The 16,160-nt window shown below is 62.4% G+C and carries 11 protein-coding genes; 6 read left to right on the top strand and 5 right to left on the bottom strand.

The genetic code is table 11. The features are described from left to right. Positions 1 to 36: 36 nt before the first annotated feature. The 6 genes from M2D63_RS18140 (at position 37) to M2D63_RS18115 (ending at position 8,984) form a co-directional block, all read left to right on the top strand. Positions 37 to 1,458, top strand: coding sequence for a transglycosylase SLT domain-containing protein (locus M2D63_RS18140; RefSeq protein WP_285864354.1), 1,422 nt, complete (start codon positions 37 to 39; stop codon positions 1,456 to 1,458). A 122-nt stretch (positions 1,459 to 1,580) separates the two neighbouring features. After that, the gene (locus M2D63_RS18135; RefSeq protein ID WP_285864353.1) at positions 1,581 to 3,413 is read left to right on the top strand and encodes an extracellular solute-binding protein; all 1,833 of its coding nucleotides are present in this window, start codon (positions 1,581 to 1,583) and stop codon (positions 3,411 to 3,413) included. Next, complete coding sequence (locus M2D63_RS18130; RefSeq protein ID WP_285864351.1) at positions 3,410 to 5,257, top strand: extracellular solute-binding protein; 1,848 nt, start codon at positions 3,410 to 3,412, stop codon at positions 5,255 to 5,257. Before M2D63_RS18135 ends, M2D63_RS18130 begins: the two co-directional genes overlap by 4 nt. A gap of 2 nt (positions 5,258 to 5,259) precedes the next feature. Beyond that, a complete protein-coding gene (locus tag M2D63_RS18125) occupies positions 5,260 to 6,333 on the top strand; it encodes a microcin C ABC transporter permease YejB (RefSeq protein WP_285864349.1) in 1,074 nt (357 codons plus the stop codon). A gap of 1 nt (position 6,334) precedes the next feature. Next, positions 6,335 to 7,354, top strand: coding sequence for an ABC transporter permease (locus M2D63_RS18120; RefSeq protein WP_285864348.1), 1,020 nt, complete (start codon positions 6,335 to 6,337; stop codon positions 7,352 to 7,354). A gap of 1 nt (position 7,355) precedes the next feature. After that, positions 7,356 to 8,984: an ABC transporter ATP-binding protein gene (locus M2D63_RS18115; RefSeq protein ID WP_285864347.1), complete on the top strand. Its 1,629-nt coding sequence runs from the start codon at positions 7,356 to 7,358 to the stop codon at positions 8,982 to 8,984. A gap of 99 nt (positions 8,985 to 9,083) precedes the next feature. On the opposite strand, the gene M2D63_RS18110 is transcribed toward M2D63_RS18115, so the two are convergent. From M2D63_RS18110 to clpP, 5 genes are all read right to left on the bottom strand, one after another. After that, complete coding sequence (locus M2D63_RS18110) at positions 9,084 to 10,955, bottom strand: SurA N-terminal domain-containing protein (protein ID WP_285864346.1); 1,872 nt, start codon at positions 10,953 to 10,955, stop codon at positions 9,084 to 9,086. Positions 10,956 to 11,151: 196 nt separating this feature from the next. After that, the gene (locus tag M2D63_RS18105; protein ID WP_285864345.1) at positions 11,152 to 11,424 is read right to left on the bottom strand and encodes an HU family DNA-binding protein; all 273 of its coding nucleotides are present in this window, start codon (positions 11,422 to 11,424) and stop codon (positions 11,152 to 11,154) included. 148 nt (positions 11,425 to 11,572) lie between these two features. Continuing rightward, on the bottom strand, positions 11,573 to 13,969 hold the full coding sequence (gene lon / locus M2D63_RS18100) for an endopeptidase La (protein WP_285864343.1): 2,397 nt from the start codon (positions 13,967 to 13,969) through the stop codon (positions 11,573 to 11,575). A gap of 150 nt (positions 13,970 to 14,119) precedes the next feature. Continuing rightward, on the bottom strand, positions 14,120 to 15,403 hold the full coding sequence (gene clpX, locus M2D63_RS18095; RefSeq protein WP_285864342.1) for an ATP-dependent Clp protease ATP-binding subunit ClpX: 1,284 nt from the start codon (positions 15,401 to 15,403) through the stop codon (positions 14,120 to 14,122). Positions 15,404 to 15,509: 106 nt separating this feature from the next. After that, on the bottom strand, positions 15,510 to 16,151 hold the full coding sequence (gene clpP, locus M2D63_RS18090; RefSeq protein WP_128324523.1) for an ATP-dependent Clp endopeptidase proteolytic subunit ClpP: 642 nt from the start codon (positions 16,149 to 16,151) through the stop codon (positions 15,510 to 15,512). Positions 16,152 to 16,160: the final 9 nt, after the last annotated feature.

The following is a 16,160-nucleotide window of genomic DNA, read 5'->3' as shown; positions in this document are numbered from 1 at the left end:
CGCCCGACATTTTTGCCCGGAACTTCTTCTCCGCCAATGTCGTCCAACAGCCGCAGAACCTTCAATTCCGTCGCCCTGACGCGCCTGGCCCAAGCCAGTGCGCTGGCCCTGGCCGCCACCCTGGTGGGCTGCCAGAGCACCCGTCAGCTCGACGAATCCGAGAGCGTTCGCGCGCATAACTACCAGGCGCGGATGAAGCAAAAACCGGTGATCGTTCCGGCCAAGCAGGAGCAGGCACCCCAGGATGTCTGGGAGCGCATGCGCCAGGGCTTCGCCCTGCAGGACAACATGGCGGTCAACCCGCGCATCGAACAGCAACGCCTGTGGTTCGCCAGCAACCCCTCGTTCCTGGAAACCGCCGGCGACCGTGGCAGCCTGTACATCCACTACATCGTCGAGCGTCTCGAAGAGCGCAACATGCCGCTGGAGCTGGCCCTGCTGCCGGCAATCGAAAGCGCCTACAACCCCATGGCCTACTCCCGGGCACATGCCGTGGGCCTGTGGCAGTTCATTCCATCCACCGGTCGCCACTTCAACCTGCGCCAGACCCGTTTCTACGATGGCCGTCGCGATATCACCGCCTCGACCAACGCCGCACTGAACTACCTGACCCGCCTGCACGACATGTTCAACGGCGACTGGCTGCTGGCCCTGGCGGCCTACAACGCCGGTGAAGGCACCGTCAGCCGGGCCATCGAGCGCAACGAGCGACTCGGCTTGCCGACCGATTACTGGAACCTGCCGCTGCCCCAGGAAACCCGCGACTACGTGCCCAAGCTGCTGGCCCTGTCGCAGGTGGTGATGACGCCCCAGGCCTACGGTGTGAACCTCAACCCGATCGCCAACGAACCCTACTTCGAGGCCGTCGCCATCAACGACCGCCTCGACCTGTCCCGGGTCGCGGAGCTGGCCGAGATCGACGAAGACGAGCTGTTCCAGCTCAACCCGGCGTTCAAGAAGCGCATGACCGTCGATGGTCCCAAGCAACTGCTGGTACCGACCGCCAAGGCGCAGTTGCTGACCGACAGTCTGTCGAACATGAAGCCTGAGGAGCTCCTCTCGCTGCAGCCGAAAAAGGCCGTCTTCGAGGCCGCCCTGGCCGAAGCCGCGCCGCGCACTACCACTGCTACCCGCAACAGCCGCTACCGGGTCAAGCGCGGTGACAGCCTGGCCAGCATCGCCCGGGCCAACAAGGTCAGCGTCAAGGACCTGCAGCGCTGGAACAAGCTGCCCGGCAACCGCCTCAAGGCCGGTCAGACCCTGGTCATGCAGAGCACCCAGTCCGTCGCCGGCAAGAACGAGAAGAAATCCACCCAGTACAAGGTCCAGAAAGGCGACTCCCTGTACCTGGTGGCCAAGCGCTTCAACGTCGAGATGCAGCACCTCAAGCGCTGGAATCCACGCAGTGGCCACGCCCTCAAGCCAGGCCAGACCCTGACCGTCTACCTGCCGCACTGAGCACCCGGCTCCGGCCATTGACCGGAGCCCGCTTCCCCCGCCTGACGACCTCTTTTTCCAGCCGATACAAGCTGTTACTGTAGCTGGAACAAAGCCCAAGCCGTCTGGATCGGATCGCCGACTTGATACGTCCCCTCCTGTTGCTGTCATTCAGCCTGGCCTTGAGCTTTCCCGCGGGCGCCACAATCAGCGAAAGCCACGGTTACGCCCAGTTCGGCACGCTCAAGTACCCAGCCAAATTCACCCACTTCGACTGGGTCAATCCGCAAGCGCCCAAGGGCGGCACCTTGCGTGCCATGGCGTTCGGCACGTTCGATACGCTCAACCCCTACACCTTCAAGGGCTCAAGCCCGGTCACCACGCCCAACTTCGTGCAGTACGGGGTGAACGAGCTCAATGAGACCCTGATGGTCGGCACCGGCCAGTACGACCCGTCGGGGGACGAGCCGACCTCGAGCTATGGCCTGATCGCCGGCTCCGTGGAATACAGCGAGGACCGCAGCTGGGTAGTGTTCAACCTGCGCCCTGAAGCGCGCTTTCATGACGGCCATCCGATCACGGCCAGTGACGTGGCGTTTTCCTACCGCACCCTGCTCAAGGAAGGCCACCCGATCTACCGCACCAACCTGCAGGAAGTGAAACGGGTCGATATCCTCAACCCTCGGCGCATCCGCTTCGTGTTCAAGCGCGCCGGCAACCCACTGCTGATCCTGCGCCTGGGCGAGCTGCCGGTGCTGCCGGCCCATTACTGGAAAGGCCGCGACTTCAAGGCCACCACCTTCGAGCCGCCCCTGGGCAGCGGCCCCTACCGCATCACCCAGGTACGGCCAGGGCGCAGCCTGGTGTTCGAGCGGGTCAAGGACTACTGGGGCAAAGACCTGGCGGTGAACCGCGGCAAGTACAACTTCGACCGCGTCGAGTTCGAGTTCTACCGCGACAGTGCCGTGGCCTTCGAAGCCTTCAAGGCCGGCGAGTTCGACATTTACATCGAGCACCAGGCCAAGAACTGGGCCAATGGCTACAACTTCCCGGCCGTGCGCCGTGGCCAGGTGATCAAGGCGCAGATCCCGCACAAGATCCCGACCCAGACCCAGGGCCTGTTCATGAACAGCCGCCGGGCGGCCTTCAAGGATGCGCGGGTGCGCCAGGCCCTGGGCCTGATGCTCGACTTCGAGTGGACCAACCGCGCCCTGTTCAGCAGCGCCTATCGCCGCGCCAGCAGCTACTACCCCAACAGCGAGTTTGCCGCCAACGGCTTGCCGGTGGGCAAGGAATGGCTGCTGCTCGCGCCTTACCGCGACCAGTTGCCTGCAGCCCTGTTCACCGAGCCCTACAAGGTCAGCCACACCGACGGGCGCGGGATCAAACGCCAGACACTGCGCCAGGCCCTCGACCTGCTGGCCCAGGCTGGCTGGAAACTCAACGGCCAGCGCCTGCTCGACAGCCATGGCAAGCCCTTGAAGCTGGAGCTGCTGCTGGTCAATCCGAACCTCGAACGGATCCTGCAACCCTATGTCGAAAACCTGGCCAGCATCGGCATCGATGCGCGCTTGCGTACCGTGGACCGGGCCCAGTACAAACAACGCCTGGACCAGTTCGACTTCGACATGATTCTGATGACCCTGAACCAGACCTTGAGCCCCGGTCTCGAACAATGGCTGTACTTTCACTCAAGCCAGGCCGCGACCAAGGGCAGCAAGAACTATGCTGGCGTGAAAGACCCGGTGGTCGATCACCTGCTCGACACCCTGCTCGCCGCCCAGAGCCGCGAAGAACAAGTGGCAGCGGCGCGAGCCCTGGACCGGGTGTTGTTGTGGCACTACTACATGATTCCCAACTGGTACCTGGACAATCACCGCCTGGCCTACCGCAACCGGTTCGCCTTCGTCACCACGCCGCCCTACACACTGGGGCTGAACAGCTGGTGGATAAAGCCTTCGGAGAACGCCCAATGATGTCATTGCCCAGCCTGCGCCTGAAGGCCTGCGCCCTGCTGCTGGCCTGCTTGAGTACCCAGGCACTGGCCGCCCCGCAACATGCCCTGACCCTGTACGACGAGCCGCCCAAGTATCCGGCCGACTTCAAGCACTTCGACTACGTCAACCCCGACGCGCCCAAGGGCGGCACCTTCCGCCAGGCCGGCTTCGGCGGCTTCGACAGCCTCAACCCGTTCATCAACAAGGGCGTTTCGGCCGACGACATCACCCTGATCTACGACACCCTGATGACCCAGAGCCTGGACGAGCCGTTCACCGAGTACGGCCTGGTGGCGGGCAAGATCGAAAAGGCTCCGGACAACAGCTGGGTGCGCTTCTACCTGCGCCCCGAAGCCCGCTTCCATGACGGCCACCCGATCCATGCCGAAGACGTGGTGTTCACCTTCAATACCCTGATCAAAAACGGCGCCCCGCTGTTTCGCAACTACTATGCCGACGTCGCCGAGGTCATCGCCGAAGACCCGCAGCGGGTGCTGTTCAAGTTCAAGCACAGCAACAACCGTGAACTGCCACTGATCCTCGGCCAGTTGCCGGTACTGCCCAAGCACTGGTGGGAAACCCGCGACTTCAACAAGGGCAACCTGGAGATCCCGCTGGGCAGCGGCCCGTACCGGGTCGCCGAGGTCAAGGCCGGGCGTTCGATCCGCTACGAGCGAGTCAAGGACTACTGGGGCAAGGACCTGGCGGTCAACCGTGGCCTGTACAACTTCGACGCGATGACCACCGACTACTACCGCGACAGCTCGGTCACCCTGGAAGCACTGAAGGCCGGTCAGTTCGACTATCGCCTGGAAACCGCGGCCAAGAGCTGGGCCACCGCCTACGACGTGCCGGCCGTGCGGCAGAAGCGCCTGATCCTCGAAGAACTGCCCAACGGCAATCCCACCGGCATGCAGGGCTTCGTCTTCAACATCCGCCGCCCGCTGTTCCAGGATGTGCGCGTACGTGAAGCGCTGAGCCTGTTGCTGGACTTCGAGTGGACCAACAAACAGCTGTTCAACGGTGCCTACACCCGTACCGGCAGCTACTTCGAAAACTCGGAGATGGCCGCCCGGGGGCTGCCGGATGAAGCCGAGCTGAAGATCCTCGAGCCGCTGCGCGGCAAGATCCCCGACCAGGTCTTCACCCAGGCCTTCGCCAACCCGGTCACCGACGGCAGCGGCATGATCCGCGAACAGCAGCGCAAGGCCTACAAGCTGCTGCAGGAGGCCGGCTGGCGCATCGTCGACGACAAGATGGTCGACGCCCAGGGCAAACCGGTGTCCATCGAGTTCCTCCTGGCCCAGACCGAGTTCGAGCGCGTCCTGCTGCCGTTCAAGCGCAACCTGGCGGACCTGGGCATCGACCTGGTGATTCGCCGCGTCGATGTGTCCCAGTACATCAACCGGCTGCGCTCGCGGGACTTCGACATGATGGTCGGCGGCTACCCGCAGTCCAACTCCCCCGGCAACGAGCAGCGTGAATTCTGGCAGAGCGCCGCCGCCGACAACCCCGGCAGCCGCAACTTCATCGGCCTCAAGGACCCGGCCATCGACGGCCTGGTCGATGACCTGATCAACGCCAGCTCCAGGCAGAGCCTGATCGAGCATTGCCGCGCCCTGGACCGGGTGCTGCAGTGGGGCTACTACGTGATCCCCAACTGGCACATCAAGACCTGGCGGGTCGCCTACTGGAACCACATCGGCCACCCGAAGGTATCGCCCAAGTACGACATCGGCATCAATACCTGGTGGATCAAGCCGGATGTGCAGCCGGCCGTGCCATCGACGCCTGAGGCACCACCGGCAGAAGGAACGCACTAGTCATGCTGGCTTATATCTTTCGCCGTTTGCTGCTGATCATCCCCACCCTGCTGGGCATCCTGATCATCAACTTCATCATCATCCAGGCCGCGCCCGGCGGCCCGGTCGAGCAGATGATCGCCAAGCTCGAAGGCTTCGAAGGCGCGACCAGCCGCATTGCCGGCGGTGGCGCCGAGGTCTCGGTGGCCGGCTCCAACTACCGCGGCGCCCAGGGCCTGGATCCGGCCCTGATCAAGGAAATCGAGAAGATGTACGGCTTCGACAAGTCGGCGCCGGAACGCTTGTGGATCATGATCAAGAACTACGCCCAGCTGGATTTTGGCGACAGCTTCTTTCGCGATGCCAAGGTCATCGACCTGATCATCGAGAAAATGCCGGTGTCGATTTCCCTGGGGCTGTGGAGCACCCTGATCATGTACCTGGTGTCGATCCCCCTGGGGATCGCCAAGGCCACCCGCCACGGCAGCCACTTCGACGTCTGGACCAGCTCGGCGATCATCATCGGCTATGCGATCCCGGCGTTCCTGTTCGCCATCCTGCTGATCGTCCTGTTCGCCGGCGGCAGTTACCTGGACTGGTTCCCGTTGCGCGGCCTGACTTCGAACAACTTCGACGAACTGAGCACCACCGGCAAGATCCTCGACTACTTCTGGCACCTGGTGCTGCCGGTGACCGCCCTGGTGATCGGCAACTTCGCCACCATGACCCTGCTGACCAAGAACAGCTTCCTCGACGAGATCAACAAACAGTATGTGGTCACCGCCAAGGCCAAGGGCCTGAGCCCGAACCGGGTGCTCTATGGCCACGTGTTCCGCAATGCCATGCTGCTGGTGATCGCCGGTTTTCCGTCGGCCTTCATCGGCATCTTCTTCACCGGCTCCCTGCTGATCGAGGTGATCTTCTCCCTCGACGGCCTGGGCCTGATGAGTTTCGAGGCGGCGATCAACCGCGACTACCCGGTGGTCTTCGGCACCCTGTTCATCTTCACCCTGCTGGGGCTGGTGGTGAAGCTGATCGGCGACCTGACCTACACCCTGGTCGATCCACGCATCGACTTCGACAGCCGGGAGCACTGAGATGAACCTGTCCCCTCTCAACCGCCGGCGCTTCGAGCGCTTCAAGGCCAACCGCCGCGGCTGGTGGTCGCTGTGGCTGTTCCTGATCCTGTTCGGCCTGAGCCTGGGCGCCGAGCTGATCGCCAACGACAAGCCGCTGGCCGTGCGCTATGACAGTGAGTGGTACTTCCCCGCGTTCAAGCGTTACCCGGAAACCACCTTCGGCGGCGAATTCCCGCTGGAGGCCAATTACAAAAGCCCATACATCCGCGAACTGCTGGCCGCCAAGGACAGCTGGGTGCTCTGGGCGCCAATTCCGTTCAGCTACCAGAGCATCAACTACGATCTCAAGGTGCCCGCGCCTGCGCCGCCGTCGACGCAAAACTGGCTGGGCACCGACGACCAGGGCCGCGACGTGCTGGCCCGGGTCATCTACGGCTTTCGCATTTCGGTACTGTTCGCCCTGACCCTGACCGTGCTCAGCTCGATCATCGGCGTGATCGCCGGCGCCCTGCAGGGCTTCTACGGCGGCTGGGTGGACCTTGCCGGGCAACGCTTCCTGGAGATCTGGTCGGGGCTGCCGGTGCTCTACCTGCTGATCATCCTGGCCAGCTTCGTGCAGCCCAACTTCTGGTGGTTGCTGGGGATCATGCTGCTGTTCTCCTGGATGAGCCTGGTGGACGTGGTGCGCGCCGAGTTCCTGCGCGGACGCAACCTCGAATACGTGCGGGCGGCACGGGCGCTGGGCATGCAGGACGGGCCGATCATGTTCCGCCACATCCTGCCCAACGCGATGATCTCGACCATGACCTTCATGCCGTTCATCCTCACCGGCGCCATCGGCACCCTGACCGCCCTGGACTTCCTCGGCTTCGGCCTGCCGGCGGGCGCACCGTCGCTGGGCGAGCTGGTGGCCCAGGGCAAATCCAACCTGCAGGCCCCCTGGCTGGGCATGAGCGCCTTTGCCGTGCTGGCCCTGATGCTCAGCCTGCTGGTGTTCATCGGCGAATCCGCCCGCGATGCCTTCGACCCGAGGAAATGACATGAGCAACGAAACCTTGATCGAAGTGCGCGACCTGGCGGTGGAGTTCGTCACCGGCGAGCAGACCCAGCGCGTGGTCGAAGGCATCAGCTTCGATATCCGCCGTGGTGAGACCCTGGCCCTGGTGGGCGAATCCGGTTCGGGCAAGTCGGTCACCGCCCACTCGATCCTGCGCCTGTTGCCCTACCCCCTGGCCCGCCACCCGTCCGGCACCATCCGCTATGAAGGCCGCGACCTGCTGACCCAGGACGAAAAGCAGATGCGCCAGATCCGCGGCAACCGTATCGCGATGATCTTCCAGGAGCCGATGACCTCGCTCAACCCGCTGCACAGCATCGAGAAGCAGATCAACGAGATCCTCCTGCTGCACAAGGGCCTGCGCGGCAAGGAGGCCACCGCACGCACCCTGGAGCTGCTGGAGCTGGTCGGCATACCCGAGCCGCGCAAACGCCTCAAGGCGCTGCCACACGAGCTCTCAGGCGGCCAGAGGCAACGAGTGATGATCGCCATGGCCCTGGCCAACGAGCCCGAGCTGCTGATCGCCGACGAGCCGACCACCGCCCTGGACGTCACTGTGCAGCTGAAGATCCTCGAACTGCTCAAGTCGCTACAGGCGCGCCTAGGCATGGCCTTGCTGCTGATCAGCCACGACCTCAACCTGGTCAGGCGCATCGCCCATCGGGTCTGTGTGATGCAGCGCGGCTGCATCGTCGAACAGGCCGAGTGCGCCACGTTGTTCCAGCACCCCACCCACCCCTACACGCAAATGCTCCTCGGCGCCGAGCCCAGTGGCGGCCCGGCCGCCAACCCGGCGGGCAAGCCCATGCTGGAAGTCGAGGACCTGCGGGTGTGGTTCCCGATCAAGAAGGGCCTGCTGCGACGCACCGTCGATCACGTCAAGGCGGTGGACGGCATCAATTTCAGCCTGCCTCAGGGCCAGACCCTGGGCATCGTCGGCGAAAGCGGTTCGGGCAAGTCGACCCTGGGCCTGGCCATCCTGCGCCTGCTCGGCAGCCAGGGCGCCATCCGCTTCCAGGGCACGGCCCTCGACGGCCTGAACCAGCAGCAAGTACGACCACTGCGCCGGCAGATGCAGGTGGTGTTCCAGGACCCGTTCGGCAGCCTGAGCCCGCGCATGTGCGTCAGCGACATCGTCGGCGAGGGGCTGCGCATTCACCGGATCGGCACCCCGGCGGAGCAGGAGCAGGCCATCATTGCCGCCCTGCAGGAGGTGGGCCTGGACCCACAGGCGCGTCACCGCTACCCCCACGAGTTCTCCGGCGGCCAGCGCCAGCGTATCGCCATTGCCCGCGCCCTGGTGCTCAAGCCAGCCTTGATCTTGCTCGACGAGCCGACCTCGGCCCTGGACCGCACCGTGCAGCGCCAGGTGGTCGAGTTGCTGCGCTCGCTGCAGAGCAAGTACAACCTGACCTACCTGTTCATCAGCCATGACCTGGCGGTGGTCAAGGCGTTGAGCCACCAGTTGATGGTGGTCAAGCAAGGCAAGGTGGTGGAGCAAGGCCGCGCCGAGGATATTTTCGCCGCGCCGCAACATACCTATACCCGGCAATTGCTGGAGGCGGCCTTCCTGGCACCAGTAGGAGCGGGCTTGCCCCGCGATGCAATGTAACAGACACACTGCAATCGCGGGGCCAATCGAGTCGTCGCACCGCCGCTCCCACAGAAACAAAAAGCCCCGCATCGGCGGGGCTTTTTGTTGCGGCATCACTTAGTAGCGAGTGATATCCGCCTTGGTTTCCAGCTGCTTGCGGTAAGCCGCGAAGTCCTGCTGGCCAGCACGGGAAGCGAGGAAGCGACGGTAGGCCGCCTTCTCTTCTTCAGTGGCCGCAGTGCCTTCGTTGACGCCATTCAGGCGCAATACCACCAGGCTGCCGTCATTGAGGGTCACGCTACCGTACACCGGCTTGTCCTTGGCTTCAGGCTTGGCCATGCGGAACAGGGCCTGCAACTCGACCGGGTCGACACCTTCCTGAACCCGCGAAGCTGCTTCCTGGACCTTCCAGCTCTGACCGTCCTGGCTGGCGGCCAGCGGGATGCTGCCATCGCGCAGACCGGCAATCAGTGCGTCCGCCTTGGTTTTCAGGGCAGCAGTTGCCTGCTCCTTGGCCAGGTGCTGGCGGATGCTGTCGCTGACCACCTCCAGACCCAGTTGCTCCGGCTTGCGGTGCTCCTTGACGCGCAGGACCACGATGGTTTCCGGATCCAGCTCGATGGCCGGGCTGTTGGAGCCCTCTTCCAGCACTTCAGTGCTGTAGGCCGCCTGGATCACGGCGCGGTTGGCAGTGATGCCTTCACCACCCTCACGACCGAAGGCCGCGGAGGTCTGCACCTTCAGGCCCAGGTCCTGGGCCGGCTGGGCCAGGTCGGAGGCTTCGAATGCCGAGTCTTCGAGCTGCTTGGTGACTTCGACGAAACGCTGTTCGACCTGCTGGGTCTTGAGCTCGCGGGTCAGCTTGTCCTTCAGGCTGGCGAAGCTCGGCTTCTCGGGCGCCTGGACGTCCAGCAGCTTGATCAGGTGGAAGCCGTACTCGGTGCGTACCGGTGCCGAAACCTGGTCCTTGTTCAGCGCGTACAGCGCTTCTTCGAAGGCCGGATCGTAGACACCCTGGCCGGCAAAGCCGAGGTCACCGCCATTGCTGGCAGAACCCGGATCCTGGGAGAACTCCTTGGCCAGTTTGGCGAAGTCTTCACCCTTGGCCAGGCGTTGCTGGATCTCGTCGATGCGCGCCTTGGCCTGGGCCTCGTCCACCTTGTCGTTGACTTCGATGAGGATGTGCGCAGCGTGGCGTTGCTCGGCCAGGTTGGCGACTTCCTTCTCGTACAGGGCCTTGAGCGCGTCTTCGTTGACGTTGACCTGATCGAAGAACGCCGACTTCTTGAGCTCGATGTAGTCGATGACCACCTGGTCCGGGCTCATGAACTCCTTGGCGTGCTCGTCGTAGTGCGCCTTGATCTGCTCGTCGGTCACCTTGGCTGCGGCCGGATCGGCCTTGAAGGTCAGCGAAGCGAAATCGCGGGTCTGCTTTTCCAGGCGTGCGAAGGCGTTGACCTGCTCGTCGGTGACAAAGCCACTGCCGGCAAGGCCTGCGCGCAGTTGCCCGATGAGCATTTCTTCAGCCAGCATCTGACGGAATTGCAGACGGCCGTAGCCCATCTGGCGAATGACCTGGTCAAAGCGCTCGGGGCTGAACTTGCCATCGACCTGGAACTCCGGCGTCTGCAGGATTACCTGGTCCAGTGCGGCTTCGGAGAAGGCGAACTTGGCGTCTTCGGCGCCCTGGAGCAGCAACTTGCGGTCGATCAGGCCCTTGAGGGCCGCTTCGCGCAGCATGTTCTCGTTGAGCAGCGACGGATCGAAGTCCTTGCCCAGCTGTTGCATCAGCTGCCGACGTTGCATGTCGACGGCCTGGCTCAGCTCGTTCTGGCTAATGGTGTCACCATTGACCTTGGCAGCATCCGTGCTGTGGGTGGTGGCCTGGAAGATGGCATCGAAGCCGGTCAGTGCCATCAAGGCTACGATGACACCGATGATGGTCTTGGCAATCCAACCTTGTGAATTGTCCCTGATATTCTGCAGCATGCGTCCCCCAGAAACGGTTGTACTGAATGAAGCAACCGTGGAGCGTGGGTAGAGTCCTGATAGAAGAAAGGCGCATCCGAGGATGCGCCTTCTCGTAACCGGCCAAACCTCGGATCGCGTTCAGCGCTTGCCGAGGTTCAGCAGCCAAGCCAGGCATGAGCCTGGCCCGGTTAGGCGTTAGCCTGAAGGAAGCGACTTAGTTGACGGCTTCTTTCAGAGCCTTGCCAGCCTTGAAGCCTGGCTTCTTGGCAGCAGGGATTTCCAGAGTCTTGCCGGTTTGCGGGTTGCGGCCGGTGCGAGCTGGGCGGTCGGTTACGGAGAAGGTACCGAAACCTACCAGTACCACGGAGTCACCTTGCTTCAGGGCGCCGGTGACGGATTCGATTACTGCGTCCAGCGCACGGCCAGCTACAGCTTTCGGGATGTCAGCAGATGCGGCGATAGCGTCAATCAGTTCCGACTTGTTCACTCTAAGTCCCCTTATATCTCTATTGAGTTTGTTTCTAAGTATGTAATGAAAAGCAAAACTAGCGCTGGGTGGCCTGTTGACACTTAGGTGCCGCTTTATAACAAGGGCCTGAAAAAACTGTCAAGAAAGCCCCCCAGCCAAATACGTACTAATGCGTGCTGATTCTTTCCTTGGAATCGCTGTCGCGCTTTTCATCCTTGGCGACAATCTCGGGAGCCACATCTGGCAAGGGCTCCGGGGCGTATTGCAGCGCAATTTGGAGGACTTCGTCAATCCATTTGACCGGTTTAATCTGTAGATCCTGCTTAATATTTTCAGGAATTTCCTTGAGATCGCGTACGTTCTCTTCAGGAATGATTACGGTCTTGATCCCGCCACGGTGAGCCGCCAGCAGTTTCTCTTTAAGTCCACCAATGGCCAGTACCTGGCCACGCAGGGTGATTTCACCGGTCATGGCCACATCGGCACGTACCGGAATCTGCGTGAGTGCCGACACCAGGGCGGTGCACATGCCGATACCGGCACTTGGACCATCCTTGGGCGTTGCGCCTTCGGGCATGTGGATGTGGGTGTCGCGCTTCTCGTGGAAGTCGGCCGGGATGCCCAGGCTCTTGGCACGGCTGCGCACCACGGTTTGCGCCGCAGTGATCGACTCGACCATCACATCGCCCAGGGAGCCGGTCTTGATCAGTTGGCCCTTGCCCGGGATCACCGCGGCCTCGATGGTCAACAGCTCGCCACCGACCTGGGTCCAGGCCAGGCCCGTGACCTGACCGACCTGGTCCTGTTGCTCGGCCAGGCCGTAACGGAACTTGCGCACGCCGAGGAAGTGCTCCAGCTGCTCGCCAGTGACCTTGACGGCCACCTGCTTGAGACCGGAGTGCTCCTTGACCACCTTGCGGCACACCTTGGCGATCTGCCGCTCCAGGCCCCGTACACCGGCTTCGCGGGTGTAGTAACGGATGATGTCGCGGATGGCCGTGACGTCGATCTCCAGCTCGCCCTTCTTCAGGCCGTTGGCCTTGATCTGCTTGGGCGTCAGGTACTTGACCGCGATGTTGATCTTCTCGTCTTCGGTGTAGCCCGGCAGACGGATGACTTCCATCCGGTCCAGCAGCGCCGGCGGGATGTTCATCGAGTTGGAGGTGCAGAGGAACATCACATCGGAAAGGTCGTAGTCGACTTCCAGGTAGTGATCGTTGAAGTTGTGGTTCTGCTCCGGATCGAGCACCTCGAGCAATGCCGAGGCCGGATCGCCACGCATGTCGCTGCCCATCTTGTCGATTTCATCGAGCAGGAACAGCGGGTTGCGCACGCCCACCTTGGTCATTTTCTGGATCAGGCGACCTGGCATCGAGCCAATGTAGGTACGCCGGTGACCACGGATCTCGGCTTCGTCACGCACGCCGCCCAGGGCCATGCGCACGAACTTGCGGTTGGTGGCGCTGGCGATCGATTCGGCCAGGGAAGTCTTGCCCACACCGGGTGGACCTACCAGGCACAGCACCGGGCCACGGATCTTCTTGACCCGTTTCTGCACCGCGAGGTACTCGAGGATACGCTCCTTGACCTCTTCCAGGCCGTAGTGGTCGGCATCGAGGATCTCCTCGGCCTTGGCCAGGTCCAGGCGCACCTTGCTCTGGGCCTTCCACGGCACCTGCACCAGCCAGTCCAGGTACGAACGCACCACGGTGGCCTCGGCAGACATCGGCGACATCTGCTTGAGCTTGTTCAGCTCGGCCTGGGCCTTGGCATAGGCATCTTTCGGCAGGCCGGCGGCGTCGAGGCGCTTTTTCAGCTCTTCGACTTCGTTGTGGCCTTCCTCGCTGTCGCCCAGCTCCTTCTGAATGGCCTTCATCTGCTCATTCAGGTAGTACTCGCGCTGGCTGCGCTCCATCTGCTTCTTGACCCGGCCGCGGATGCGCTTCTCGACCTGCAGCAGGTCGATCTCGGCGTCCAGCAGGGCCATGACGTGCTCGACGCGGGCGCCGAGGTCGAGGATCTCGAGGATTTCCTGCTTCTGCTCGATCTTCAGGGCCATGTGAGCAGCCATGGTATCGACCAGGCGCCCCGGCTCATCGATGCTGTTGAGCGACGACAGGACTTCAGCCGGGACTTTCTTGCCCAGCTGAACGTATTGTTCAAATTGTGACAGCAAGCTACGAACGAAGACTTCGGACTCGCGCTCGGCGGTCTGGGACTCTTCGATCAGCGACACTTCGGCACGAATGTGGCCGTCAACTTCGTTGAAACGCTCGACTGCACCGCGCTGCTCGCCCTCGACCAGCACCTTGACGGTGCCATCGGGCAGTTTCAGCAGCTGCAGGACAGTGGCAATGGTACCGACGCGGTACAGGGCATCTTCGCCCGGATCGTCGTCAGCGGGGTTCTTCTGGGCCAGCAGGAGGATCTGCTTCTCGCCCGCCATGGCGGCCTCAAGGGCTTCGATGGACTTCTCGCGCCCCACGAACAGTGGGATGACCATGTGCGGATAGACGACGACATCGCGCAATGGCAAAAGAGGCAAGTCGAGGGTGGTCTTCATGATTTCGCCTCTACAGCGGCCTTATGGCCGGAAACCGGTGGAATATGAGCGTGGGTTTAATGTGGGGGCAGCCCCGCAAAAAAACAAGCTCTACGACAGGAAAAGCAAAGGGGCCCGAAGGCCCCTTGCGATTTCGAGCCGTTTGTCGACTCAGACGTCAGGTGCAGCTTTGGCTTGCGGCTCGCTGTTCTCGTAGATCAGCAGCGGCTGCGAAGCGCCATCGATGACGCTCTCGTCGATCACCACCTTGCTGACATCCTTCTGCGAAGGAATCTCGTACATGGTGTCGAGCAGGATGCCTTCGAGGATCGAACGCAGGCCACGGGCGCCAGTCTTGCGCTCCAGGGCCTTGCGGGCCACGGACTTGAGCGCATCGCTACGGAACTCCAGGTCCACGCCTTCCATCTCGAACAGCTTGGCGTACTGCTTGGTCAGGGCGTTCTTCGGCTCGGTGAGGATCTGCATCAGGGCAGCCTCGTCGAGCTCGTCGAGGGTCGCCAGGACCGGCAGGCGGCCAACGAATTCCGGGATCAGACCGAACTTGACCAGATCGTCAGGCTCGACCTCACGCAGCGACTCGCCAACCTTCTTGCCTTCCTGCTTGCTGCGTACTTCGGCGCCAAAGCCGATGCCGCCGCGGGTGGAACGGTTCTGGATGACCTTTTCCAGGCCCGAGAACGCACCGCCACAGATGAACAGGATGTTGCGCGTATCGACCTGCAGGAACTCCTGCTGCGGGTGCTTGCGGCCGCCTTGCGGCGGTACCGAGGCAACCGTGCCTTCGATCAGCTTGAGCAGCGCCTGCTGCACGCCCTCGCCCGACACGTCGCGGGTGATGGACGGGTTGTCCGACTTGCGCGAGATCTTGTCGATTTCGTCGATGTAGACAATGCCCATCTGGGCCTTTTCCACGTCGTAGTCGCACTTTTGCAGCAGTTTCTGAATGATGTTCTCGACGTCTTCACCGACATAACCGGCTTCGGTCAGGGTGGTGGCATCGGCGATGGTGAACGGTACATTCAACAGACGCGCGAGGGTTTCGGCGAGCAGGGTCTTACCCGAGCCCGTCGGACCGATCAGCAGGATGTTACTCTTGCCGAGCTCGACGTCGTCGTTCTTCTTGTCGCGTTGGTTCAGGCGCTTGTAGTGGTTGTACACCGCTACGGCCAGTACCTTTTTCGCACGCTCCTGACCAATGACGTACTGGTCCAGGATGGTGCTGATTTCTTTCGGCGAAGGCAGTTTATGCGCGCTGCTCTCGGCCTGGGCTTCCTGCACCTCCTCACGGATGATGTCGTTGCACAGGTCGACGCACTCGTCGCAGATAAATACCGAGGGGCCGGCAATCAACTTGCGCACTTCGTGCTGGCTTTTGCCGCAGAAGGAGCAATAGAGCAATTTGCCGCTGTCCTCGCCGTTACGGGTGTCAGTCATTCGATCGATCCAATCCGGTAGGCTTGAAACACAAGATGAAGGCAATTGCGGGCTTTTTCAAGTCCGCAGGTGGCAGGAAGGCCCGACCACCTGCTTTGGCGCCTTGTCAGACTGCCATTTGCCGCTTTTCGTGTACCGAGTCGATCAGGCCGTACTCGGCGGCACGCTGCGCGCTCATGAAGTTGTCGCGCTCGGTGTCACGCTTGATGGTCTCCAGGTCCTGGCCGGTGTGGTAGGCCAGCAGCTCGTTCAGGCGCGACTTGATGGAGAGGATCTCCTTGGCGTGGATCTCGATGTCCGTCGCCTGGCCCTGGAAGCCGCCCAGTGGCTGGTGGATCATCACCCGCGAGTTCGGCAGGCAGTGACGCTTGCCCTTGGCACCGGCAGCGAGCAGGAAGGCTCCCATGGAGCAGGCCTGGCCGATGCAGGTGGTGGAGACGTCCGGCTTGATGAACTGCATGGTGTCGTAGATCGACATGCCCGCAGTCACCGAACCGCCCGGCGAGTTGATGTAGAGATGGATATCCTTGTCCGGGTTTTCCGCTTCAAGGAACAGCAACTGCGCCGCGATCAGGTTGGCCATGTAGTCCTCTACCGGGCCGACCAGAAAGATCACCCGCTCCTTCAACAGGCGCGAGTAGATGTCGTAGGCGCGTTCGCCACGAGCGGATTGCTCGATAACCATCGGGACCAGGCCGCCTGCGGCCTGGATGTCAGAGCTCTGCTGATAATAAGAATTGCGGGACATGTCCTGCAC

The sequence above is a fragment of the Pseudomonas sp. BJa5 genome (assembly GCF_030272875.2).
Taxonomy (GTDB): Bacteria; Pseudomonadota; Gammaproteobacteria; order Pseudomonadales; family Pseudomonadaceae; genus Aquipseudomonas.
Note: the sequence above shows the minus strand (reverse complement) of the source record. Positions and strands in the feature narration are given on the sequence as shown.

What these genes read in the sequence shown, in the direction of transcription:
- M2D63_RS18140 (WP_285864354.1), top strand. Translation starts at nt 37, where the DNA reads ATGTCGTCCAACAGCCGCAGAACCTTCAATTCCGTCGCCCTGACGCGC.
- M2D63_RS18125 (WP_285864349.1), top strand. Translation starts at nt 5,260, where the DNA reads ATGCTGGCTTATATCTTTCGCCGTTTGCTGCTGATCATCCCCACCCTG.
- M2D63_RS18110 (WP_285864346.1), bottom strand. Translation starts at nt 10,955, where the DNA reads ATGCTGCAGAATATCAGGGACAATTCACAAGGTTGGATTGCCAAGACC.
- M2D63_RS18130 (WP_285864351.1), top strand. Translation starts at nt 3,410, where the DNA reads ATGATGTCATTGCCCAGCCTGCGCCTGAAGGCCTGCGCCCTGCTGCTG.
- clpP (WP_128324523.1), bottom strand. Translation starts at nt 16,151, where the DNA reads ATGTCCCGCAATTCTTATTATCAGCAGAGCTCTGACATCCAGGCCGCA.
- M2D63_RS18120 (WP_285864348.1), top strand. Translation starts at nt 6,335, where the DNA reads ATGAACCTGTCCCCTCTCAACCGCCGGCGCTTCGAGCGCTTCAAGGCC.
- clpX (WP_285864342.1), bottom strand. Translation starts at nt 15,403, where the DNA reads ATGACTGACACCCGTAACGGCGAGGACAGCGGCAAATTGCTCTATTGC.
- M2D63_RS18115 (WP_285864347.1), top strand. Translation starts at nt 7,356, where the DNA reads ATGAGCAACGAAACCTTGATCGAAGTGCGCGACCTGGCGGTGGAGTTC.
- lon (WP_285864343.1), bottom strand. Translation starts at nt 13,969, where the DNA reads ATGAAGACCACCCTCGACTTGCCTCTTTTGCCATTGCGCGATGTCGTC.